General features: G+C 50.1%; 20 protein-coding genes and 2 pseudogenes. 15 read left to right on the top strand and 7 right to left on the bottom strand.

Translation table 11 applies throughout. The annotated features are described in order from the left end of the window. Positions 1-190 precede the first annotated feature (190 nt). On the bottom strand, positions 191-961 hold the full coding sequence (locus EDM54_RS22920; protein ID WP_024983606.1) for a hypothetical protein: 771 nt from the start codon (positions 959-961) through the stop codon (positions 191-193). Positions 962-1,141: 180 nt separating this feature from the next. Further along, a complete protein-coding gene (locus EDM54_RS27435; protein WP_371862621.1) occupies positions 1,142-1,276 on the bottom strand; it encodes a GNAT family N-acetyltransferase in 135 nt (44 codons plus the stop codon). A 330-nt stretch (positions 1,277-1,606) separates the two neighbouring features. On the opposite strand from EDM54_RS27435, the gene EDM54_RS22915 reads away from it, so the two are divergent. The 7 genes and pseudogenes from EDM54_RS22915 (at position 1,607) to EDM54_RS22880 (ending at position 7,442) form a co-directional block, all read left to right on the top strand. After that, positions 1,607-1,849 carry a hypothetical protein gene (locus tag EDM54_RS22915; RefSeq protein ID WP_122958847.1) on the top strand — a complete coding sequence of 81 codons (243 nt, stop codon included), beginning with the start codon at positions 1,607-1,609 and terminating at the stop codon, positions 1,847-1,849. A 262-nt stretch (positions 1,850-2,111) separates the two neighbouring features. Then, entirely contained in the window at positions 2,112-2,546 is a 435-nt protein-coding gene (locus tag EDM54_RS22910; protein ID WP_003390438.1) for an SRPBCC family protein, read from the top strand. After that, the gene (locus EDM54_RS22905; protein ID WP_003390437.1) at positions 2,546-2,878 is read left to right on the top strand and encodes an ArsR/SmtB family transcription factor; all 333 of its coding nucleotides are present in this window, start codon (positions 2,546-2,548) and stop codon (positions 2,876-2,878) included. The genes EDM54_RS22910 and EDM54_RS22905 overlap by 1 nt, the downstream gene beginning before the upstream one ends. Before the next feature lie 243 nt (positions 2,879-3,121). Then, positions 3,122-4,335: pseudogene (locus EDM54_RS22900) on the top strand (MFS transporter). Between the two features lie 471 nt (positions 4,336-4,806). Further along, positions 4,807-5,778: a helix-turn-helix transcriptional regulator gene (locus tag EDM54_RS22895; protein ID WP_003390435.1), complete on the top strand. Its 972-nt coding sequence runs from the start codon at positions 4,807-4,809 to the stop codon at positions 5,776-5,778. Then, on the top strand, positions 5,775-5,918 hold the full coding sequence (locus EDM54_RS26620; protein ID WP_155808006.1) for a hypothetical protein: 144 nt from the start codon (positions 5,775-5,777) through the stop codon (positions 5,916-5,918). The genes EDM54_RS22895 and EDM54_RS26620 overlap by 4 nt, the downstream gene beginning before the upstream one ends. Before the next feature lie 1,086 nt (positions 5,919-7,004). Next, positions 7,005-7,442 (top strand): annotated as a pseudogene (locus EDM54_RS22880) (SRPBCC family protein). Between the two features lie 178 nt (positions 7,443-7,620). On the opposite strand, the gene EDM54_RS22875 reads toward EDM54_RS22880, so the two are convergent. Both EDM54_RS22875 and EDM54_RS22870 read right to left on the bottom strand, forming a co-directional pair. Next, positions 7,621-8,541, bottom strand: coding sequence for a DUF4261 domain-containing protein (locus EDM54_RS22875; RefSeq protein WP_003390431.1), 921 nt, complete (start codon positions 8,539-8,541; stop codon positions 7,621-7,623). Positions 8,542-8,903: 362 nt separating this feature from the next. Further along, positions 8,904-9,485: a TetR/AcrR family transcriptional regulator gene (locus tag EDM54_RS22870; RefSeq protein WP_122958845.1), complete on the bottom strand. Its 582-nt coding sequence runs from the start codon at positions 9,483-9,485 to the stop codon at positions 8,904-8,906. Between the two features lie 299 nt (positions 9,486-9,784). Between EDM54_RS22870 and EDM54_RS22865 the strand changes: the two genes are divergently transcribed. The 6 genes from EDM54_RS22865 (at position 9,785) to EDM54_RS22840 (ending at position 16,623) form a co-directional block, all read left to right on the top strand. Then, positions 9,785-10,945 carry an MFS transporter gene (locus EDM54_RS22865; RefSeq protein ID WP_255320366.1) on the top strand — a complete coding sequence of 387 codons (1,161 nt, stop codon included), beginning with the start codon at positions 9,785-9,787 and terminating at the stop codon, positions 10,943-10,945. 259 nt (positions 10,946-11,204) lie between these two features. Further along, a complete protein-coding gene (locus tag EDM54_RS22860; RefSeq protein ID WP_024984651.1) occupies positions 11,205-11,480 on the top strand; it encodes a CD3324 family protein in 276 nt (91 codons plus the stop codon). Positions 11,481-11,641: 161 nt separating this feature from the next. Further along, the gene (locus EDM54_RS22855; RefSeq protein WP_003390427.1) at positions 11,642-12,373 is read left to right on the top strand and encodes a class I SAM-dependent methyltransferase; all 732 of its coding nucleotides are present in this window, start codon (positions 11,642-11,644) and stop codon (positions 12,371-12,373) included. A gap of 34 nt (positions 12,374-12,407) precedes the next feature. Then, entirely contained in the window at positions 12,408-13,145 is a 738-nt protein-coding gene (locus EDM54_RS22850) for an MBL fold metallo-hydrolase (protein ID WP_024984653.1), read from the top strand. A 254-nt stretch (positions 13,146-13,399) separates the two neighbouring features. Further along, positions 13,400-14,944, top strand: coding sequence for an SMI1/KNR4 family protein (locus EDM54_RS22845; protein ID WP_122958844.1), 1,545 nt, complete (start codon positions 13,400-13,402; stop codon positions 14,942-14,944). A 203-nt stretch (positions 14,945-15,147) separates the two neighbouring features. Continuing rightward, entirely contained in the window at positions 15,148-16,623 is a 1,476-nt protein-coding gene (locus tag EDM54_RS22840) for a protein adenylyltransferase SelO (protein ID WP_122958843.1), read from the top strand. A gap of 155 nt (positions 16,624-16,778) precedes the next feature. Here EDM54_RS22840 and EDM54_RS22835 read toward each other — a convergent pair whose 3' ends face one another. From EDM54_RS22835 to EDM54_RS26615, 3 genes are all read right to left on the bottom strand, one after another. Next, on the bottom strand, positions 16,779-17,819 hold the full coding sequence (locus EDM54_RS22835) for a YkvI family membrane protein (protein ID WP_122958842.1): 1,041 nt from the start codon (positions 17,817-17,819) through the stop codon (positions 16,779-16,781). A 141-nt stretch (positions 17,820-17,960) separates the two neighbouring features. Continuing rightward, the gene (locus EDM54_RS22830; RefSeq protein WP_122958841.1) at positions 17,961-19,358 is read right to left on the bottom strand and encodes a hypothetical protein; all 1,398 of its coding nucleotides are present in this window, start codon (positions 19,356-19,358) and stop codon (positions 17,961-17,963) included. Positions 19,359-19,446: 88 nt separating this feature from the next. Next, complete coding sequence (locus tag EDM54_RS26615) at positions 19,447-19,593, bottom strand: hypothetical protein (protein ID WP_170208400.1); 147 nt, start codon at positions 19,591-19,593, stop codon at positions 19,447-19,449. Between the two features lie 192 nt (positions 19,594-19,785). Here EDM54_RS26615 and EDM54_RS22825 point away from each other — a divergent pair, with 192 nt between their 5' ends. Together EDM54_RS22825 and EDM54_RS22820 are read left to right on the top strand one after the other, a co-directional pair. Further along, complete coding sequence (locus EDM54_RS22825) at positions 19,786-21,087, top strand: AAA family ATPase (protein ID WP_024984658.1); 1,302 nt, start codon at positions 19,786-19,788, stop codon at positions 21,085-21,087. A 17-nt stretch (positions 21,088-21,104) separates the two neighbouring features. Then, positions 21,105-22,832, top strand: a complete 1,728-nt coding sequence (locus tag EDM54_RS22820; protein ID WP_122958840.1) for a hypothetical protein — start codon at positions 21,105-21,107, stop codon at positions 22,830-22,832. The last annotated feature ends 13 nt before the right edge of the window (positions 22,833-22,845 follow it).

The raw sequence follows: 22,845 nt of genomic DNA, 5'->3' as shown, positions 1-22,845 counted from the left end.
GAAAATGTCCAAGAGCAAGCGTTGCTGACAGCAACCGTTCAAAATATAAAAAAGATAGCACTCCACCTTGCAAAGGCATGTTAGGTGTGGTGCTATCTAAGACTTCCAGCACTTCGTGCTCAATTTTATTGTTATGAAAGAAGAAACTCCAACATATTGTGGGGTTTCTCGACAGCCTGAAGACGCTTTTTCAAGCGTCTTTTTTTCGTTCTTGTTTTTTCAGCTGTTCATTTTGCTTGTTCCAAAAATCTGGCGGCACATATTCAATGAGCGAATAATCTATTTCGTCCCCGCTTGTGGTCGCCAACTGGACGAGCAGTGGCTCCGCTTTGTTTGCAGGCTCTAGATCCCCCGTTTTGATGGTGATCGCGACTGCTCCCGTCCTTTTCGGTTTTCCTACCACAACGACTTGATTTCCTTTTGTATAAACTTGGGTCACTTCTGTTTGAAAGGCAACGATGTACAAGTCCAGTGATTTTTCATTCTGGAACATGGGGATGGAAAGACCCATATTGTGCTCAAAATCGTACCAGCTGGAAAGTCCGATATCGTATGCGGTAAACAACCGATGGAGGGCATAGTGGATTCGGTTCGGCATATAACTCCAGCGCCCGACAGTGCTGTGCCAATGTTCCTCGTATGCAGGGCGCTGATAGGAGGGAAGGCTTACGATCGTTCGATAAGGGAGTTTTTTTCCTGTTTGCACGATCTCATTGATGGGCAGAACGACTGACGGAAAAGCTCCTTCAGGCAAAAAGGGAGGGTCTTGGAGTTTTACCGGTTCGGGTGGCTCCAGCCGTCTTAGGCGCTCTTTGCATGCATTCGCTCGTTGAGCTTCTTCGAGCTTTTTGTCAAACATCTTGATGTACCCTTCGCCGGATTCATTGGCGCTGGATGCAGTGGCAAAAGATATGCTTGCCAGGGACAGGCAAAACAGAAGACAAGTACATCTGCTTTTCATCGACATTGGCTCACCTCAAGCATAGTTTTGCCAATGAAGGAGAGAACACGGACATGTATTTTTTCAGCAAGCTTGTATGTTCCGTTATCTTACCAATGTCATAGCGTGTCTGGTGTCGCTTGCTACGGAATACAAATCGGTTAGTTTATTTTGTTTGCCATTGTTTATAAATTCCTTTACTCATTTCATCCCGATCTTCTCGGCAACATGAGCAGAAGCGGTATGGACGGTCGCCATATTTGTGCAAAGTCTTGGCAACTGGGGGTCATTGAATGCAAACGCTTTGCAGGCGGCAACCCCTTCTGTGAAACGCATGGTGACGGAGTCGGATAGGATTCTATGCAGGGGCGGAATGGCAGATAGTTCATACAGTTGTTAAACCAGTCTGTTTGTTTCAATCATGCGGACCACCTTTTTTCGTTTTCAGGTGTATTTTTTTGGGGGAGAAAAATGGTAACATATTTTGGATATATTTCACAGAAAACCAATACTATCCATGTTATTGCCTGGTTGTAAAAGCACAGTCTGCTAAAGCCTGGAAAAAGATTTCAACCTGGGAGAAAGCAAAGTCCAAGTAATGGAACTTGCTTTTGCGGAAGTGGTCAATGTCTTGAGGCGGACGGTCAGAGAGGGAGGAGAGACGTTTTGGATTTGTTAATCTTCTTGGGATTGTGTGTGGTTGTACTCTATATCGCCTATTTGCTCATTAAAACAGCCGTAAGAAATGGAATTGATGAGTCAACGAAAGTAGATAAACTTGAGAAGCTTTTAGCCGAAGTTCGAAATGAGCTTCGGAAGAAAGAAACCGAACAGAAGCAAGAACAAGAGCAGAAGCAAGAACAAGAGCAGGAGCAAATGAATCAGCGGTTAAAACAATATGGCTCATAAACGCGCAGGCGACCGAAGCGGGGAGAATTTCTCACTGCTACTGGAAAATAAAAGGGAGGATACATAAACAAGATCAAAGGTCGACAAACTTACATACAAGAGTGCTGCCATATAAAAAACGACGGAACCGTTGGACGATAGTTGGGATAAATCTCGGCCATTTTCACGATAGGGCATTGTTGACACGAAACCAAAAGGTTTTATATAATCAAAAGCGAAACCAATTGGTTTCATAAACCGGCAGAACAAAGGAGAACACATAATGGACTCGAATCAAAAAAACACCGTACCGGATATCAACAAGACGGTTGTGCTTAATGCCCCGATTCAAAAAGTATGGAATACAGTATCCACTGCAGAAGGCATTGCAGCCTGGTTTATGCCCAATGACTTTCAGCCAGTCGTGGGGCACGAGTTCCACCTGCAATCACCTTTTGGTCCCTCGCCGTGCAAAGTCCTGGAAATCGACGAGCCTCACCGCCTTTCTTTTTCATGGGATAAAGATGGTTGGGTCGTTTCTTTTACGTTAAAAGAGTTGGGCAACAAGACGGAATTTACCCTGGTTCACAGCGGATGGAAGCAGCCGGACGCAACTGTGCCGAAGGCCAACGAGGAAGCGGCAGTCATTCGCGACCGCATGAACAACGGATGGGAGTCCATTGTTCATGACAGATTGCGCCAAGCGGTTGAGGGTTAATGTCAGCCGTACAAAAACATGACGTATTTCAGGCGATTGCTGACCCGACTCGCAGAGAGATCTTAAAATTGCTTTCAGAAAAAGAACTGCCTATTTCTGAAATCACCTCCCACTTTCCGATGAGTCGAACAGCAGTTGCGAAACACCTGCAAATACTCTCGGAGGCCGAATTGGTTTGCGGACGCAAGGTAGGGAGGGAAAAGCGTTTCCGCCTTCATCCCGGACCGTTAAGCGAATTGAAAGAGTGGCTCTCTTATTACGAACAGTTTTGGACGAACAAATTGTCGATCCTTACACATGTGGTCGAGTCTCAGCCGGAGAGCGGAGACTGAATGGACGCCAGCGTAGCGCTGGTGTCTTTTTTTCGCTGGATGTTCGAAAACGTGAATCGGCCATGCCTTTCAGAGAATGGTTTTGTCAATTGACGGTCCAAGGCGGCTACCGGCAAAAATTAAAAAAATCCGTTTTACCGCATAAATGAATCCTTATCGAGGTAGCAGCTGTTCTGTTTTTCTCTTACCATCGAAACAAACATGCTGAGTAGAGGCTGTTTGCGGAAGGAGAAGGATGTTCAAATGTTGCGAATTCGATTCGGCATTTTCTTTAGCGTTTTTGTCGCGATGGTCGGCTTGATGATCATCGCCCCCGTCATGCCTCCGTTGATACGCGGGCTGGGGTTGAGCGAGACTCACTCAGGCTTGATCATTTCGCTGGGATCTATCGCGATGGCGGCAATGGCTCCGGTATGGGGAAACTGGAGCGATGTAAAAGGCAGAAAGCCCGTTATATTAATCGGCTTTCTCGGGATGCTGGCAAGCTATGTACTGTTCACAGCGACGATGTATGTCGGTCTGGCCGGGCTCGTCAGCGGCGGTTTTTTGGTTGTGATGCTGATCGTGGCACGAGGTCTGGTCGGGATGTTTATTCCTGCTGTTCCGTCGTCGGCGCAAGCGTATATGGCTGATATCACGGATGAAAAAGGCCGTTCGGCGGGAATGGCCGTAATCGGGGCAGCTAATGGAATGGGACTGGTACTTGGTCCGGCGATTGCCGATGCTTTTGCACTCATCGATCTGATCTGGCCGCTCTATATCGGTTCGCTGTTGCCTTTGGTGGCATTTGGCGTGGTCCTGCTGATGATCCCGGCTCAAAAACCGGTGATTCGGGAAAAGCCGAAGAAGGTGAAACCGTTTCAAAAAGGCGTCCGCCTGTATTTGTTTGCCGGATTGGCTACGATGCTCAGCATTATCACCTTGCAAGTCGTCGGCGGCTTTTATTTCCAGGATCAATTATCCCTGTCTACCCGGGAAACCGCACGAATGATCTCCATGGGACTGATGCTCAGCGGTGTTGCGATGATTGTTACGCAAGGCTTACAAATGAAAAACCCGAAATGGCAGCCCAAGCCGCTGATCCTGGCTGGCTCGCTGCTTCTGGTGAGCAGCATGGCGCTTTTTTGTTCGTCATCAGCATGGCAGGTTATTACGCAGCGTTTTTCCTGTTCGGGATTGGGGCCGGGCTGATGATGCCGGGATTTATGACGGGAGCATCGCTTGCAGTTTCCCACGAGCAGCAGGGGGGAGTAGCAGGGCTTGTGGGAGCAGTTCAGGGCATATCTGCTGTGATCGCCCCTATTCTCAGCACGAGCCTTTACCAGCTAGACAAACATCTGCCTTTCGTCTTTGTGGCCCTATTCGTCATCATTATGGCTGTTACGCTGCTTGCTGTCCGAACGCAGACAGGGGCGGCAATCGAGACTACTGCTGCCCATCAGGACGTAAGCAAATAGCATCGAGTCTTTTTGCTTTGCGGTTTGAGCGGACATCCTGACAGCAAAAATCGATACTCAGCCACCATGTTTCCTTTTGGTGGCTTTTTTGTGTTCGGTGAATACCTAATAATTGGTAATAGGTCCTCTAGGATTGAACCAAAAATACAGGAGAAACACTTTCTATCGCTGTTTTGCCAGTACCCGAATGATTGCACCCGATTGATAGATTCCCATCTTCAAATCTTCTAACGGCGCAAAGGCGTAAGTCAGGCGAAGATAATGGTTGGATTCTTGCCATAAATATTTGGAAGGTACGATACACTGCAAAGGTCGCTGCAGCCGCTTTTTACAATCTTTGTTGACAATGATTTTCATTATTATTTAAACTGTGAATAATAAGTTTGCTTGTTTCCCGTGGAAACTTCTTCTCCTCCAAGGTGGAACCGCTCGTATGGTCATTTTATCAAACAGGGGAGGGAGGGAGCTGGTTTGAAGCTTCAACTGGATACCCATGACTTGGGGTGCATGATCGAGGAGCTAAGCGATGTCACCGTCTCTCCTCAGCCTGAACAGCACTTTCAATCCATTCCGATATTGGGAGGGGCTGCTCAATTGCAGCGGATTTTGCTCCGAACAGGCATGGAGATCAATTTGTATGAGGGAAGCATTCACGAGCCTGTGACGTTGGACGTCGGGGTCCGTTATCCTCACCTGGAAATCGGTTATACGCTTTCAGGTCAAGGTTTCTGGGAAACGGCTGGCTCATCCCGGGGGTATTGTTTGGCACCTGGCGTTTCCCATCTCATCTATATTCAAGATTCGAAGCTGCGTTTCGAACTGCTTCCCGTGGAGAGGTACGTGCATCTGGAACTTCGGGTCGACGTTCGGTATTTCCGGGAACTGCTGCCCGAACTTTCCCGGATATCGGAGAAACCATCCTTTTGCAGGCAAACCGCCGGCTCGCCCCATCTTTCGCTTATCGCCGAGCAAATCAAACAGTGCCCTTATTCCGGCAAGCTCCAAAGGATGTTCCTCGAAGGAAAAGCGTATGAGCTCCTGGTCCATCATTTGGATGCGGCGGAAAAAGTGGAAAAACGGGTTCGTGCGGAATCCAAGCTGAATGCAGGTGATATCCAGTGCCTTCATTATGCGAGAGAGATTTTGACACGCACGTGGAGAGAGCCTCCCGGTTTGCTTGAGCTGGCCAGACTCGTCGGCCTTAACGACTACAAGCTCAAGCTCGGCTTTAAGCAATTGTTCGGCACAACGGTCTTCGGCTATGTCCGAGGCCTGCGAATGAGTGAAGCCCGTAAATTGCTGGAGCAAGGAAAGGCCAATGTCAGCGAGGCAGCTGTGATGGTCGGTTATCACAATATAAGCCATTTTGCTTCCCTGTTCCGCAAAACGTTCGGTTATAACCCAAGCGAAATCGCAAGAGCAAAGGAGTCGGGCCAAGGATGAAACACAACGTCACGATAGGGGAGGCAGAGATCTCCTCGGAGGAAAAGCTGGAGGTGTTCGTTGAGTCTGCATACGACGCTGGCGGGGAAGTGCTGCCTTCCGCTTTTCTGGCAAGCATCGTGTATGAAACAAAGAGCTAGTATTTCCGAAAAACAGTGAACGCTCAAAAAGATTGTTTCTTCGAACAAGAAAACGGGAATGCGGTGCTCCCCTCACTGAAGAAATGATCCGTACACTGAATCCGGAGAGAAATGTGAAAGAGGCAATGGAGGAAATACGTAACTGTGCTATTGACTGATGAAGGCCAAGTACGTTCCAACACGCCAAGACGGGCTTACCGCTCGGTATACGTGCACAAGAGTGCTCTATAAGGGCCGCTGCGTATGTCAAGGTATCAAAGGCTCGGTAGGCCACGCTCCCGATTCGGGCCTGGTTTCAATATAAAGGGCAATCTGCTTCAGAAGCTCCTGTTTTTTGGTCTCATCGATATGTGTGAGGATAGAGTGAACTACTTCGCCTTCCTGTACCTGAAATTTGCGAATCCGGGGGCAGGTGAGCGATGGGAGCCATTTGCGGTCGGCGAAAGGAATTCCGGTGCAATATCTGTCACGCTGACCCTGCCATTGCTATATTCCAGCAAGGCGTAATTATGAATCCCAACCTGTGGGGGAGTGCGTTTCACGATGTCTTCAGGTACGATAGAGATCAAACTGAGAGATGTGGTGATGCAAGCATGAGAATCAAGCAAATCGAATGGGAACCTGCTGACCGGATTCCTTATGTAACGGCAATGCCGGGGAACCAGGGTATTTGCTTGCGCTGAACCAGATTTTACGGAAAAAGCCCGATGTGCTGTTGCTTCACCAGGGGCCCGAAGGAGTGAACTCCGGCCAGTTGGGACATGCCGGTATACGGACGGTATTGGAGGCTGGAGAGAGCACGCTGGTGTTCTGCGGGCATGTGCACTGGGAACAGCCTTATGCTGAGCTGCCGAATGGGACGCAAATATGCAACGCGGATGGCAAAGCGTTTATATTCTCAAGGTAGAACTCATCAACTACTATCGCTGCATATGTCAGAAACGCGGCTTTACGATCCGGATCTATGAACGGGTTTTTAGGATAAACATGTACATAATAGTAGTGCACGCATAGGTGAACAGACATTCTCTGTCGATTTTTCGCTAGGAAGGTCCACTTAACCAGAAAAGAGAGCTGATGCGAGGTATGAACAACCTGACAAAATTCAAGATAGAAAAACCGGCTAAAGAAGTGTTTGAGGCATTCGTAGACCCTTTGAAAATCGGGAATTTCTGGTTTTCGTCAAGCTCTGAAAGATGGGAACAAGGCAAGACGATCACACTGAAATACGATCTTTATGATGCAACAGCGGAGATTCACGTAATCGAAGTGGAGGTCGATAAAAAAATCGTGTTCAAATAGGGGCCCCCCGAAGAGGAACACGTGGTTGCCATTACCCTGACAGAGTTGGATCATTCCAGTACGATTATTGAAGTAAACGAAGAAGGCTTTAATGAGAATGATGAAGAGCTGATAAGCAAATTGGTGGACAACAAAGAAGGGTGGGTATTTATGCTGACCTGTCTGAAAGGGTATTTGGAGTTTGGTGTTCGCAATTTGAGAGGAGGATTAGTAAAGGAATAGAAAATGAGTCGGCGACAGGCGGAGTGAAACCCCATGGATTGCGGGTTTTCACTCCATTTTTCTGGAGCCATTGCTGCCCTGTTTTCAAACCACCAGTTTCCGGCAAGCTTCCGCTTCTGCCAAAACGCTTGTCATGCCGCTTTCACAGGACAATCCTTATGTCCTCAATCAGCCGTGATTAACGATCTGCTTCGGTGTACCCCTGCCTTCCAGCATAATAAGGTTCTCCCGGATCGATATCGATAACGACGCGATGTGGGGCCGCGAGCGCATATTGGTGCTCGCAGCGCCAACGCATATCTTCGCTGAAACCGACAGTTTCCCCGTCAGCGATCACGTCTCCCTGGTGAAACAAATAATAGCCAATATTCATTAAATGATCGGCAACCTCAGAAGGGTCGAGATCATAAAAATGGCACTGAACATCGGGAATGCCAAGTGCAGCGAGACCGATCGAGTCCATCAGGCCTTCCGCCCGACCGCTTCCCGTCCCTTGCACGTTATAAAAGCGTATATTCATAGCTCCATATAAGATGGCACCTTCTTCGATGGCAGCCAAATAAGCCTGGGGCTCTACAAGCTTGTCGCTCGCCCGAAAGTAGATCGCATCGCAAGGAGCTGCTTCCAGTACCGCTCGAAGGGCGCCGGTGAAAAGCTGCAATCTTGCTTGAGGCTCCAGCCCGGATGCCATCATATCGACCAAAAGGAGTGAATAGTTGCATTCGTTTAGCGTTTGAGCTGCTTCTTGCCAATGCCAGGACTGCTGAATCGCGGTCTCGTATTCTGCCGCAGGCCGGCTCTCGAAATTCAGTAAGCTGGTCTGAGCGGGCATTTCTCCTTCCGCGTACTGTACCATGTAGTTTAAATGGAAGAAGTGCATCAGCAGCTCCTTATCGGCTTCGTTGGCTTCCCAAACAGCAAGGGCAGGGTCATCTGTTTTTTCCCGGTCCGGCTGTTCGATTTTGCCCGTGTAGAGATTCATTTTTTCATAGAGGAGCGCCCGATCCAGTTTTGGCTGCTGCCTGTATTTCAGTTCAACCCCATAAACCCGTGCAAACCCAAAGTCTTTCTCCTGATCCAGAATATCCTTCTTTTCCATTTTTTCCTCCTTGGCCGAAGCGTTGATTGTAACCCGGTTCCGCGTTGTTTCTTTTGCCCTCAGCTTGCATACAGGGAGTATGTACGGTCGAAGCGTCCTTTCAGCAAATCCTGCTCCGGATAAAAAATGAGAGCTCGCTCGCCGTAATAGTCCTATTATATAAGGTGCTTCCATCTGCTTCCATCATATTTTTCACCTGAAACCGGATGCACACCAAACATAGACTGGAATCCAGCTAAGTATTGCGAGATTCCACATCGTTCAGGAGGGATCATTCCACTATGAGAGTAACGCCATATTAATAGCGGAAGGAGCTTTTTTGCGAAACGAGGAGGTTTAAGTAACGCTCGTCTCCAAACAGGCTATTTGATCAATGAGAGGGTAACCTCTACGGCATGATTGATAAAGGAGCGGTCCGGGCGAGATTTCATCATGACGGTGAGCCCGATGACCGACACGACAAGCGTTTGCGCAAGAGCTTTTGCATTCTTGACTGTCTTCAGTTCTCCCGTTTGTATCCCTCGTTCAAGCGTTTCCTGAAAAATCGCCGAAAGATACATCTGATGCTCCCTCGTAAGAACTTCAAACTTCTCATCGTGTGGTGCAAGCTCGACCATTGTGTTGATGCAGAAGCATCCCCGGGCCGGATTTTGGTCATAGTCCTCAGCGGTCAAGCTTTCAAAAAAAGACCGAAACGCGTCTTTCACAGACGGATGTTTTTGGAGTGCCGCCCGGACACGGGAAGCGTGGAATCGTGTATATTTCCTCAGCGCTGCTTCGAACAACTCTTTTTTGTCCCCGAAAGCTGAATAGATGCTTGGCCGTTGGATGCCCATTTCAGCCGTCAAATCGCTGAGTGAAGTCGCTTCGTATCCCTTTTTCCAAAATACATGCATGGCTGCGTCCAATGCTTTTTCCACATCGAATTCTCGTGAGCGAGCCATCACAACAACCCCTTTTTATATCGAACGGTATGATATGATTTTATATTTCTGCCAGCATTGTGTCAAATCGAGAAGGGAATTTTGTTGACATATGAAGTTCGCGAGCTGTATAAATGGGAAAGGGTAATTATGTACCGATCAGTATAAAATTTTGCTTCGCTATGAAACTGGAGGGTTGTAGCTTGAGTGGAGAGGGGCTTTCCCAAAAAACAGAAGTCGTTGTCGATCAAAAGGACGGAGCCATTGCGGACAGGGGGCAACCGGAGTCCGCTACTGCCTCTTGTATACCGGTCAGATCGATGTCTCGCTCTGTTGCACTGCTGTTCGCGGCCGCCTGCGGGATGGCTGTAGCCAGTATCTATTTCGCTCAACCGCTGCTCGACTCTTTGGCTCGGGAGTTCGGACTTCGTCATTCATCGATTGGCATTGTGATTACCGTTACCCAACTTTGTTATGCATTGGGGCTTTTTTTACTGGTGCCGCTTGGAGACTTGTTGAACAGACGCCGACTGATTCTGTGCCACATGCTGCTGTCCGTACTTGCAATAACCGTAGTAGGTACTGCTCCTGCCGCTCCGGTCCTGTTGGCAGGCATGGCTGTAATCGGTTTTTTGGCCGTTGTGACCCAGACGCTTGTCGCATATGCTTCAATTTTGGCTGCCCCATCCGAACGGGGGCGAATTGTCGGCCTGGTGACGAGCGGGGTGGTCATTGGCATATTGCTGGCGAGAACATTTGCAGGCATTTTGACCGACATTGCCGGCTGGCGCTCTGTCTATCTCGTCTCTGCAGCAATGATGCTGCTCATGGTCGCCGCTTTGGTCATAGTGCTGCCTCGCGAAGAACGCGAAAAAACGTCGATGACATACTCGCAGCTGCTGCGCTCCGTCATTGACCTATTCGTCCAGGAAAGAATTCTGCGGATTCGCGCTGCATTTGCCTTGTTGATTTTTGCTGCATTCAGCATATTATGGACTTCACTCGTCTTGCCGCTTAGCTCGCCGCCGCTTTCGCTATCCCATACCGCCATCGGGGCCTTCGGCTTTGCCGGCGTTGCTGGAGCATTGGCAGCAGCCAGAGCAGGCCGGCTCGCGGATCGAGGGTTCGGAGAGTGGACCACCGGTATCGCGCTCACATTGCTGATCGTGTCCTGGCTCCCGATCTCCTATGCTGAAAACTCGCTGCCTGTTTTGATTGTTGGCGTGGTTATCCTGGATTTGGCGGTGCAGGCCGTCCATGTGACCAATCAGAGCATTCTCTTTACCGTACGCCCCGAAGCGCGCAGCCGCCTGACCGCCGGCTACATGGTTTTTTATTCCATCGGAAGCGCGTCCGGTTCGATTGCTTCGACCAGCATGTACGCCTATGCGGGCTGGAGTGGCGTTTGCCTGCTTGGGGCAACAGTCAGCACAATGGCTCTACTGTTATGGACATTCACCCGGCGTCGGATTTCATGTTAGAGGAAGATGATGTCTGGTTCTGGAGCGATAATTCGCTATAATGGTTGTAGATGGTTTACAAGTTTTTGAGGCGAGGTGAACACACATGTCACTTGAAAGAAGTACAACCGTTCAAGTGGATGCGTCGGGCTCCGGGCAAACCAGCACGGAGATATAACAATGCTTTTGTTCGGAGCCGCCTTCCAAACCATATAGGCTGATATATCTTGTGCAGGCTTTGCTCACTATTTACACAAATCTGTAGATAGGAGCGGCGAGAATGAAGCACGAAAAAGCAAAAAATATTTTGCCAAAGCACGTGATCGAATGCATTCAACAATACATTGACGGCGCGTATGTGTATATTCCCAGAAAAGCTGAAAAACGCAAGGCGTGGGGCGAGCTGACCGGAGTTCGGGCTCAGCTCAAAATCCGAAATCAAAACATCTATAAAAGCTTCTTGCAAGGCGATTCCATTGCGGAGTTATCTCAGCGACATTATCTGACGGAGCAATCGATCCGCAGAATTATCCGGGAAGAAAAGAAGCGCGTGTAAAAGGGAGCGATATTTGATGTGATCCATCGAGATACTTCAAATATCGCTTTTTCTTATTGAAATGATTCTGTTTGATTCGGGTGCATGCATGCGCTTGAGAAGCATGAATAGAGATGGTAGGGTGGGAGACAAATGATGCTGCAAACAGAGGAGCGAGAGTCATGACTCAAAACATCTATGACAATGAGGAATTTTTCAAAGGGTACAGTCAATTGAGACGTTCCATAAGCGGGCTGGATGGTGCACCGGAATGGCCGACACTGCAGTCCATGCTCCCGGATTTGCACGGTGCCCATGTTCTTGATTTGGGATGCGGGTTCGGCTGGTTCTGCCGCTGGGCCAAAGAAAATGGCGCCTCAAGTGTAGTCGGGATCGACATTTCTGAGAACATGCTGACCAGAGCGAAACGGGAAACGCAGGATTCCCAGATTGCCTATCTGCGGGCAGACATGGAGAGCCTTGAATTAAAGCGAGACTCATATGATCTGGTGTACAGTTCGCTGGCATTTCACTATATCGAAAACGTGCAGGGCTTGTTAAAGGAAGCGTACGCATCTCTCAAACCAGGGGGGAGTCTGGTATGTTCAGTAGAACATCCGATTTATACGGCTTCTAGCGGGCCTGGGTGGATCAAGCATCCTGACGGTTACAAGACGTGGCCAGTCGACAACTATCAATATGAGGGTGTACGGAAAACCAATTGGCTGGTCGAAGGAGTGGTCAAGCAGCATCGGACGATAGGCACATATTTGAACATGCTGATTGGGCTTGGTTTTACAATAACCCGTGTAGTAGAGTGGGGACCCTCCAGTGAACAAGTTGCCTCCCATCCTGAGTGGGAAGAGGAGCTTCATCGCCCTATGTTTTTGCTGATTTCGGCTCGAAGATCCTAGTCATCTTATAGCCAAGAGAAAGGAGATGTGGATAATGAATCACTGTCATTTGCTTCACATCGAGTTCGAGTACGATGGACATAAACAGAGCATCACGCCTGTTCTTCTTCAAGATGAGCAGGATCTTATTCTCGTCGATTGCGGCTATCCGAATTTTATCCCGCTTCTTGAAAAAGCGGCTCTCCAGAATGGCATCGCATTCGATTTGCTCACCAAAGTCATCGTGACACATCACGATATGGATCATATCGGTTCGCTGGCAGAGCTGAAACGGAAGTACCCCCAGATCGAAGTCATTGCCCACGAACGGGAGGTTCCCTACATCGAGGGTACGAAAAAATCGTTGCGGCTTGAACAGGCGGAATCGACCTACGATGCGTTGCCGGATGAAGCAAAGCCGCAAGCTGAACAGTTTATTCAGTTCCTTGCTTCTATTGAAACCGTTTCAGTAGAAAGAGCCGTTTCCAATGATGAGAGGCTGCCTTGGTGCGGCGGCATTGACATCGTCCACACACCAGGGCATATGCCAGGCCATATTTCGTTGTACCTTTCTTCCAGCAAAACGCTGATCGCGGGAGATGCAGTCGTAATGGAAGAAGGCAAGCTGAATATCGCAAATCCGCAGTATGCTTTGGACCTGGACGAGGCTGTTCGGTCCGTGCATCGATTGCTTTCCTGCGACATTGAGCGGCTCATCTGCTATCATGGAGGCTTGTTTCCTGGTGATGCCAAGAAAGCCTTGCTGGAACTCGCTCGTAAGTACGAGAGGTAAATCGTACCGGAGACTTGCCCTGAGCAGCGTATTGATACTTTTCTCATAACAGGATCATCCAAGACCGCCCGTTTCCAGGCGAACAGTAGATGGATTTGGCATAAATTAACATCCAACAGGTGGAATGGCCGCGTGAATCTACTATAATGGTAAAGAAAAGCAGAGGTTGAGATTTTACCTCGGTGCCAGATGATCTGTTTGGAGCTACAAAAAGAATGAGAATCGCTAAAATGGCGCGAAGGAGACGTTTGCACATGCGACAATTGCTAGAGGAAATCATAGAGCAGCTGCGATTCGATTTGCCTGGTCTAGCCGCATCCTTTAATCCCCCTGCAACAGAGGAGGAGCTTCGCAAGGCCGAGGAGGAACTGGGTTTTTCCCTTCCTGCTGAACTGCGGGAGCTTTACCAGATACACAATGGGCAAAGCGAGGATGGCCCCGGCTTCTTTTTTGGCCTTCCGTTTCTTTCGCTGGAAGACATGCTCGCAGAATGGAGAATATGGGCGGAATTGGAGGAAGAGTACGCCATGGAAGGCGGGCATTATTCCGTTCCCGCCGCTTGGATCAAAGAAAGATACATAAACCGCTATTGGCTGCCGATCAGCAAAGACTGGGGCGGCAATCATTTAGGGATCGATCTGGATCCGGACGAGAAAGGTGTAAGCGGCCAAGTAATCAATTTCGGCCGCGACGAAGAGGTCAAGTATGTGGTAGCTCGTCGTCTCACCGATTTCCTGCAATGTATCCGAGATACGGCACGCGAGGGAAATTACAGTGTCGATCAAGAGGAAGACTACACCTCCTGGAGCTTTGGTCGGGAGGGAGAGGTACACTTTCTCGATGCCATTCGCGGGATGAATTTGCCCGTTCTCGAACCATTCCGCGCAGCTTCAGAAGTACCAGACGCAGACGTGTGGTTTGAAGGCCTCGACGACCAATGGAAGAAAAGGATACTCGAGTCAAGCAGTTCACCAGAGGCTTTTCTTCGCAGGAAAAAGCTGCTTTTTATACAGCAGGGACTTACTGATATCGCTCCGCTTGGTTCTTGCAGTGAGGTGCGCGAACTGATTCTTAGCGGAAACGAAATTCGTTCGATTGAGCCATTGAGCGGCTGCAAGCATCTGAAAAGATTGTATTTGGTGAAAAATCCGGTATCGGATCTGCGGCCATTGCGAGGTTTGGAGTATTTGCAGGAACTGAATCTTTCCGGTACGGCCGTCACGGATGTAACCCCTCTTGGCTGCTTGCCAAAATTGACAAACCTGGATATTCAGCATACACCTATTCGTGATTTTTCACCGTTATCATCGATCAAGGGTTTGCGTATGTTGGAAGTTAGCGAGCCGGATGCGGAGCAGCTTCGAAGTCTGTCGGCGCTCACTCAGCTTACAGAGCTGACCCTTGCTGGACTCGGTCAAGTAAGCGAGAGCGATTTGAACGCGATCGGACAACTGGTAAACTTGCAAACGCTTCAGCTGGAAGGGGTTTCTTTGCCAGGTCTTGCGTTTCTGGGAAATTGCCGCAGGCTTCAAAAAATAGTGATAAAGGATTCGACGATTGGGGATGTTTCAGTCTTGGCCGGGCTTACTAAACTTCAGTCCCTGGAGCTGAACGGTTGTCCCGATATCGGGAAGCTGGAGGAGCTGGCCCGGTCGGCCTCTTTGAGGAAAATAACGGCTTCCTTCCAGCAATTCGCACGATTAAAGGATTGTTTTGACCGAAAAATCGACTTTTCCACGATGATCGGGGAAATGACAGACGAAGAAGAAGAGATCTGGCATCAATATTTGACAGACTAGGCAAACTTCCAGACAATGCGAAACAGGCTAGTGAAAGCACGTCTTCGTTCGCTGTTCAAAGGGGCCACCTACGAGGGGAACAGGTATAATAAAAGGGCGGAAGCGGACACTAAAAAGGGATGACTTTGCAATGTCTGGAACATAGATAACGATAAATAGGATACAATTCCAATGAAGAAAAACAGGAAGAAAAAGGAGCCAAGATGACAAAGGAAACAGCAAGCACAGAAGCAGGATGGAACTTTGACAACAGTTACGCACGTCTGCCGGAATTATTTTTTTCCAGCCAAGGTCCCACTCCTGTACGGGCACCGAAGCTCATCATTCTCAACGAGTCCCTGGCATCATCCTTGGGATTGAACACTCAAGCGCTGCGCAGTGAAGATGGCGTTTCGGCGTTTGCCGGAAACCGGATTCCCGAGGGCGCTTCCCCGCTCGCTCAAGCTTATGCGGGGCATCAATTTGGACATTTCAACATGCTCGGGGACGGCCGGGCACTGCTGCTCGGCGAGCAAATTACTCCTGAAGGCGAAAGGGTAGATATCCAGCTCAAAGGCTCAGGCAGAACACCGTATTCCCGAGGCGGAGATGGCCGGGCGGCACTCGGACCGATGCTGCGCGAATACATCATCAGCGAAGCCATGCACGCTCTCGGGATTGCAACGACCCGCAGTCTGGCAGTAGTGACGACCGGTGAGTCCGTTATCCGTGAGACTGACCTGCCCGGTGCGATTCTCACGCGCGTGGCCGCCAGTCATTTGCGGGTCGGTACCTTTCAGTACGCAGCAAACTGGGGGACAGCCGAGGAGCTCCGGGCTCTGGCTGACTATGCGATAAAGCGGCACTATCCGGACATTGAAAACAGTGAAAATCGCTATCTGTCGCTGCTTCATGAAGTGATCAGGCGTCAGGCGGAGCTCATTTCAAAATGGCAGCTAGTCGGCTTTATCCACGGCGTCATGAACACCGACAACATGACCATCAGCGGGGAAACGATCGATTACGGTCCTTGCGCCTTTATGGATACGTACGACCCGGAGACGGTATTCAGCTCGATTGATATCCAGGGCCGCTACGCCTATGGCAATCAGCCATATATCGGCGGGTGGAATCTCGCCAGATTTGCCGAAGCCCTATTGCCGCTGCTGCATGACGACGAAAAGCAGGCGATTGAACTGGCCCAAAATGAGCTTTCCACATTTTCGAAGCTGTATTACCACAATTGGCTTGCGGGAATGAGAGCAAAGCTGGGAATAAGCAACGCGGAAGAACAGGATGAAGCCCTTATTGAAGACCTCCTCCGTATGATGCGAAATTATCGGGCGGACTATACCAATACCTTCCGTGCATTGACTTTTGACAAGCCGGAGGACACACCGATGAACGGCACCCCGGAGTTTGCACAGTGGCATGAGCAGTGGCAGGCGAGACTTGGCAGGCAGAAGGAATCGAAAGCAGCCGCACAGCAGTTGATGCGCAGCAGCAATCCGGCTGTCATTCCACGCAATCACCGGGTAGAAGAAGCACTGGAAGCTGCGGTCAACGACGGGGACTACAGTGTAATGCATCGGTTGCTTGAGGTTCTTTCGAAGCCCTATGAGCATTCGCCTGAGCAGGATGAATACTGCACACTGCCGGCTGAATCAAACCGCCCGTACAGAACCTATTGCGGTACCTGATTAAAAACAACGGACTACCCCCCAATGCCAAAACAATACATTTCATCTGCATGACTACGGGTATGTATACCGTAGTCGATGGTGCAAGCGCCCTTTCCTGTATATTGCAAAATCCACAGGATACTCCGTGGATTTTCCTTTTTGGTTCGTTTGTTCTAATTTTGTCTAGGTCTCTTCGTTTTTGCAGCTCTTGTCAAAACCAGTTTTACAAAGGTAGCCAGCCCCAGGTACCCAAAGAGCGGATAAAGAAACAGCAGCAAATCGGAATAACCGATAAAGCAAAGCAGAAAGCTTACGGTAAATAAAGCAAGATAGACTCTCGTTTCCGGAATGTTCACGAGCTCCCGTACTTGCTGCCCGATCCCGAAGACGTTAGAGATGAGGGTCGTAAATATTTCCGAGTAAAGGACGAAAACAAAGAACAGCTGCAGCCAGTCATTCCACTGCCCGGTGATGAAGATGATCGGTACTTCCAGATGGCGTATCTGTTCCCAGTTGGCGAGCATGGCGATATGAGAGCTTAGCATCATGAACCCAAGACCGCAGCCGCCTATGATGCCAGCTCGCTTTAAGACGGCGCGCTCCCTGATGGAGTAACCGATCGGAATGAGTACGGCTTGGGCCATCGCCAGATTAAAGGAGACGTACAGGACTGCCTGCCACAAAAATTCGAGGGAATCCGGCGGTGGGAAGGGGAGCGGTGATGCTACGTCGCCATCGATCAGGATCAGGAAGGAAAAGAGCAGCATGGTGGGCACGACAATGGAGTTGATCGCGAGCAGCCGCTCCAACCCTTTTCGGAGGAGTAGAAAAGCTGCGATGGCTGTGATGATAATCCCGAAGGTATAGGGTAAACTGAATTGCTGTTCCAGCACCGAACCAGCGCCGGCGAGCATCACAGTGGTCACGCCGAGCAAAGTCAGAAATACCAATACATTCATGATTCGTCCTGGAATGGAACCGAATAGCAACCGATTAAAGGATTCGTATGAAGGTGTACCAAGTTGTTGGGCAAGGAGCATCATCCGGTAAGCCAGCCACATGAACAGGCCAGTCGATACCCAGATGGCCCAGGTGCCTGCCCCCCCGTAAGAGGTAAAAAAAGCAACGATTTCCTGACCGCTGGCAAAGCCAGCTCCGACTATCGTTCCGATGTAGGTGGCAGCCACCTGTACACTTTTGATCCATAGTTTCATAAGTGAGGCCCGACCTTTCCTCCAGCTTGCTTCTACCATTTTATGGAGGCTTGGTCAAAATCAGAATAAACGCAAAAAAATCCTTCCGACATGATTTTGCGGTCATGGGCGGAGGATTTTCTTTGTAAGAGGCTATCCTTTTCAGATAAGGAACATTGCGACCAGTGTGGTTACCAAAAGACCGATCACCACGGGATAAAGATTGCGTCTGGCCAGCTCGAACGGATCGACGCGGCAAATGGCTGCAGCGGGAATCAGCGCCCACGGTATAATCGTGCCGCCCCCGACCCAAATAGCGGAGATTTGCCCGAGTGCCGTCAAAGTAGCGGCTCCCGTTCCCAGAGCAGTGGCAAATAGTTGGGCTAGCGAACCTGCGAGGGTAATTCCGGAGAAACCCGAACCATCCAGACCTGTAATGACCCCGATGGCCGTCAGGGCAAGCGCCGCCACTTCCTTGCTTAAAGGAATCGTATGAGCCAAGGCAACCCCCAAGTCGTTTACAATCCCCTGCGACCCGGCAGGAAGCGTTTCGCCAAAGACCTGCACAAAACCGCTGTCACCCATATAAAAGAAGGCAGCAATCGGGATGACCGGACCAAATACTTTAAAACCAAACTGAAAGCCGTGGATGAGGTGACTCGTGACTTTTTCCAGACCAGACTGTTTGTGAGCGATCAGTGTGACAGCAACGAGAATAAACAGAGCAGTTCCTCCGACGAGCGCAGTGGCATCCCCGCCTTTTAGTTGGAGCATGAACATTGCACATACATCGAGGAGGAATAGCAGAATAACTGCGGCAGCCAGCCAACCACGCAGGCCAGAAGCAAGCAGTGTGGAGGCGCTTTTTTCGTCTGAGTCAGAATCTTCAAACTCTTTCAATGGTTCGACGGCAAGTCCGTTCTTCATGTCTTTCCTCAAGTACCAAAATGCCGCGACTGTCGTAACCACTCCCATGACGATTACGAGAGGAACACTCGCCGAAATGACATCTGCAACCGGGAGGCCGGCCGCTTTGGCTGTCAGAGTAGGCGCGCCCTGAATAATAAAATCGCCAGACAAGGCAATGCCGTGGCCGAACAGGTTCATCGCGACTGCGACACCAATCGCGGGAAGACCTACGCGGATGGCTGCTGGGAGGAGGACGGCTCCGACCAGCGCAACGGCAGGGGAAGGCCAGAAAAACCAGGAAATGGCCATCATCACAAGCCCGATCACCCAAAACGCCAGCGCAGGTGTGCGGATGAGCGAAGAGACGGGCTTGATCATCGTCTCATTAATCCCCGTCTCGGATAAAACCTGGCTCATCGCAACGATAATGGATATGACCAGTATCGTCGGCAACAGCTCTGTGATGGCATAAATAAAGCTGCCAAACAGTCCGCCAACCGCTGTTGTGACAGAGCCCGTAGCAGTGAGTCCGAGAACGGCGATCCCGATCATGCACAAAAGACTTGTGTCTCGTCTCATCACCATCGCCGCGATAATGATGAGGACAAACAGGACATATACGCCGTGCAGCCAGAACAATTCTGCACCCATGCCAATCCCCTCCTTGATCGAGTCAGGAGAATGCTTTTGTTGTCACACTATGCAAGGAAACAGGCATGGGTGAAGGCGGAATTTTCGTTTACACTTTGTTGTAGCGGATTGTTCGCCAGACTTCCCACATCCAGTGGTGGGTGACGTGGTCAAGTTCTTCGGTCCGGTTCAAGATTCTGTAGATACGCTCCATGAGCTGCTCGTATTCCTCTTCCGTCAACTGTACCTGGGGCATCCCAATCTTCCTCTCATTGTCATTATTATCCATTTTATCCCATCTTTGTTGATCGTTATACGGACGGTGAGCGGTTCTTGATGTGGTCGACAACTGGAAATGCTTCGCTGTTTATGCGAGGATAGATAAGGAAGCAATTTTTCACCAAGTAAGGGCAAAAGAGGGGGGACCGGCGCCTTTGCGCCATTGACCATGCTGAATACCACGCAGCTTCAACAAAAAATAGATCAAGCGATCGAAGTACTGGAGCGCCGGTTTTTTGAGAGGAGCGAGCTGATCCGGCTGCTGATCCTCGGAATCATGAGCGGCGAGAACGCCCTTCTCGTCGGTCCTCCGGGGACAGCGAAATCGCAGCTTGCCCGCTCCATTTCCAAACTATTCGGGTCTGAGCATTGGTTTGATTATCTGCTCACCCGTTTTACGACACCAGATGAGATTTTTGGCCCGGTTTCGCTCCAGCAGCTCAAACAAGACCAATACGTACGGAAGACAGCCGGGTATTTGCCGTCGGCTCAATTCGCCTTTCTCGATGAAATCTTTAAGGCCAATAGCGCGATATTGAACTCTTTGCTGTCCATTTTGCATGAACGGATTTACTTTAACGGAAGAGAAAAAGAAGAAGTGCCGCTGCTCTTTCTCGTGGCCGCTTCCAATGAACTGCCCGACGAAGAAGAGCAGCTGACGGCCTTGTACGACCGGTTTCTCATCCGTTACGAGGTGGGATATCTGCAGCATGCCTCCAGCTATGAAAAGATGTTCGATCCGCCTGCAAAAGAGATACCCGTGGTCTTCTCATTGTACGATGTAAAGGATGTCCAGTCCGCCTCGAAGAAGGTTGCCATCTCGGAGGGCCTGATTTACTTTTTGTACAGCTTGAAAAAGGATCTCGAGGAAAAGGAGTTTGTCATCTCTGACAGGAGATGGAACAAGATCGTTCATGTGTGGAAAACCTCTGCTGTCCTCAACGGCCGGGACTATGTGTCGATTTGGGATACCGTCTTTACCCCGCACATGCTATGGGAGGTTCCAGAGGATTTGCCCGTCTTGCGTGAGCTGTTTGAAAAAAGGTTTACGGAGCAGGTGAAGGCAGAGCTCGAAGCTGAGCTTCCTTTGCGGAGATACCATCAGATTGCCCAACGTTGGCTGGAAAAAGAATCGGAGCTGCACGCCTTCCAGTTTAAAAAAGAGATCGGTCATAAGATGGGAGCCCAGAGGACGGAGGAGTACCGCTCCATGCTGGAGGAATGCCGGCTGGAGCTTGAAGAGACGGGCAGGGACCTTCGGAATCGTTTGCTCGGCTGGCAGCGGCGGGAGAAGGATATGAATGCCTACATCTATGAGAAAAACAGGCTCATCCATCAAGTAGATAAGTATACGGTCAAATACGTCCACCTGCGCGTCGAGGGGGAACGGATTCTACAGATGATACAAGGGGTATATCGGACGGTGTTCGATCGCGAAATTGCGGGTACCGAATATGATTACACCCTCTGAGGAGGCTGCCGGCGATCATGATTATTCGTGCCAGCAGGGTCGACCGTTATGTCTTCGACGGACTCTGCTATTCATCACGGACGGCAATGGAATGGATGGAGGAAGCAAAAAAACGGGCACCGTGGTTGTCCCGGGAGCTTCTGGCTGATTTTTTTCTCTGCTTTTTCCTCTCTGAGCCCGAAATCGATCAGACACAGGAAGCCACGCCGTTCCATCGTTGGATGGTCCAGACGCTCCGCAAACAGTACTTTTACCAGACTATACACCCGCGTACGATCGGGCAGGAGAGCGCTTCGTTCAAAACAGCGATCAAGGCTCTTATGTGGCTGGCGGAGAGCTTCGCGGAAGAAGTGAAGAAGCGAGAACGCGAGCAGCAAATGACGCCACTGGTTGCCGGGCTGAAACAGAAGCAGCACGGGGAGGGAAATGAGCAGGCCAAGCTTTCCGAGTTTCTTACAGAAAAACAGATTTCGCGGCTGCAGCTGGTGGGATATACGTTGCAGCAAGGAAAGCGGCTGGTTGAAGAGAAACAGGAAGTGCTCGATTCCCGGCCATTGGTGGAGGCCGAGATCCAGTCGCTCAAGGGACGAATAGAAGAACTGCGCGAAGATATGCGGGTGCAATTTACGAAGCGGTCCAAGCTGCAACAGAAGGTAAAAAAGCTGGAAGAGGAGCTCACGAAACGGGAAAAGCAGCATGAGCGCCTTACGCGCCAGGAGCGGGAAGCTATCGAGCGGTTCGAACAGGAGCTGGGACAATGGCTGGATCGTTCGTTGAAAGAGACGCTCTCCGGTGAGGAAAATGACACTCTGTTTATTCGCGAGCTGCTTGAGGCCAGCCAGCGCTTTGCAAATCGCCGCTGGGGAAACGATCTGGGAAAGCTCCGCAGGCAAGCGCTGGACCAGTACCTGCAATGGGTGGACAAGCTGAAGCGGCATCCTGATCTGCTTTCTTTTTTGGAGGAGGTGGGGCGCAACGTCCACCATTTTCGGATCAAAAAGAAGGAGAAGCGGACACGCCGGATGCCGGAGGAATACGACAACCTGAGGCAGTCCGGGGATATCGGACATATGCTCCCCAGTGAAGCGGTTCTTTTGGCTGATCCCGACTATGAAACGTATTTTTTGCTGAAATGGCTGGAGCAAAAGCTGATGACATACGATACGACAGGCTGGTATGAGGAGCCGCCGAAGGGCCCCGTTATTTTCATGCTGGACACCTCTCATTCGATGAAGGGCGGAAAGCTGCGACTAGCCCAAGTGTTTGTGATGACATTCGCGGCCCTTTGTCTGTTGGAAAAGCGAGATTTTATGCTGCTGTTATTTGGAGCCAAGGGTGAACTGCTGGAGCGGGCCTTGTACCATAAAAGACCGGATTGGCCAGGATTCTATGCTTTGGCCCAGACAGCCTTCGGCGGGGGCACTCACTTTGATGCCCCCATGAAGCGCGCGATTCGCATCCTGGAGGATAACAACCGGTTTCAATCCGCTGATCTCGTCATGGCGACAGATGGCATCGGCGGGCTGTCTGCTTACGTGAGGGACATGCTTGCGCAGTTGGCCCAAAAGAAGCAGGTGCGGCTGCATACGCTGATCGTCGGCTCTGCCCGGCAGCATTTGGTACAACAATACGACATACTCGGGGTTTCCCATCGGGTGAGGTTTGCTTCAACCTGGGAGAGCCGAGGGGAGGAGCAGACCGGGCTCTTATTGGATGTATTTTCAACGAGACAACCATCGCAATAGCCGCATTCTGAAA

This window comes from Brevibacillus borstelensis (assembly GCF_003710865.1).
GTDB lineage: Bacteria > Bacillota > Bacilli > Brevibacillales > Brevibacillaceae > Brevibacillus > Brevibacillus borstelensis.
This window is presented reverse-complemented; position numbering and strand designations above follow the sequence as displayed.

Excerpts from the sequence above, each read along its gene's own strand:
- EDM54_RS22920 (WP_024983606.1), bottom strand. The coding sequence starts at position 961 with ATGAAAAGCAGATGTACTTGTCTTCTGTTTTGCCTGTCCCTGGCAAGC.
- EDM54_RS27435 (WP_371862621.1), bottom strand. The coding sequence starts at position 1,276 with ATGCGTTTCACAGAAGGGGTTGCCGCCTGCAAAGCGTTTGCATTCAAT.
- EDM54_RS22910 (WP_003390438.1), top strand. The coding sequence starts at position 2,112 with ATGGACTCGAATCAAAAAAACACCGTACCGGATATCAACAAGACGGTT.
- EDM54_RS22905 (WP_003390437.1), top strand. The coding sequence starts at position 2,546 with ATGTCAGCCGTACAAAAACATGACGTATTTCAGGCGATTGCTGACCCG.
- EDM54_RS26620 (WP_155808006.1), top strand. The coding sequence starts at position 5,775 with ATGAAACACAACGTCACGATAGGGGAGGCAGAGATCTCCTCGGAGGAA.
- EDM54_RS22875 (WP_003390431.1), bottom strand. The coding sequence starts at position 8,541 with ATGGAAAAGAAGGATATTCTGGATCAGGAGAAAGACTTTGGGTTTGCA.
- EDM54_RS22870 (WP_122958845.1), bottom strand. The coding sequence starts at position 9,485 with ATGGCTCGCTCACGAGAATTCGATGTGGAAAAAGCATTGGACGCAGCC.
- EDM54_RS22865 (WP_255320366.1), top strand. The coding sequence starts at position 9,785 with ATGTCTCGCTCTGTTGCACTGCTGTTCGCGGCCGCCTGCGGGATGGCT.
- EDM54_RS22860 (WP_024984651.1), top strand. The coding sequence starts at position 11,205 with ATGAAGCACGAAAAAGCAAAAAATATTTTGCCAAAGCACGTGATCGAA.
- EDM54_RS22855 (WP_003390427.1), top strand. The coding sequence starts at position 11,642 with ATGACTCAAAACATCTATGACAATGAGGAATTTTTCAAAGGGTACAGT.
- EDM54_RS22850 (WP_024984653.1), top strand. The coding sequence starts at position 12,408 with ATGAATCACTGTCATTTGCTTCACATCGAGTTCGAGTACGATGGACAT.
- EDM54_RS22845 (WP_122958844.1), top strand. The coding sequence starts at position 13,400 with ATGCGACAATTGCTAGAGGAAATCATAGAGCAGCTGCGATTCGATTTG.
- EDM54_RS22840 (WP_122958843.1), top strand. The coding sequence starts at position 15,148 with ATGACAAAGGAAACAGCAAGCACAGAAGCAGGATGGAACTTTGACAAC.
- EDM54_RS22835 (WP_122958842.1), bottom strand. The coding sequence starts at position 17,819 with ATGAAACTATGGATCAAAAGTGTACAGGTGGCTGCCACCTACATCGGA.
- EDM54_RS22830 (WP_122958841.1), bottom strand. The coding sequence starts at position 19,358 with ATGGGTGCAGAATTGTTCTGGCTGCACGGCGTATATGTCCTGTTTGTC.
- EDM54_RS26615 (WP_170208400.1), bottom strand. The coding sequence starts at position 19,593 with ATGCCCCAGGTACAGTTGACGGAAGAGGAATACGAGCAGCTCATGGAG.
- EDM54_RS22825 (WP_024984658.1), top strand. The coding sequence starts at position 19,786 with ATGCTGAATACCACGCAGCTTCAACAAAAAATAGATCAAGCGATCGAA.
- EDM54_RS22820 (WP_122958840.1), top strand. The coding sequence starts at position 21,105 with ATGATTATTCGTGCCAGCAGGGTCGACCGTTATGTCTTCGACGGACTC.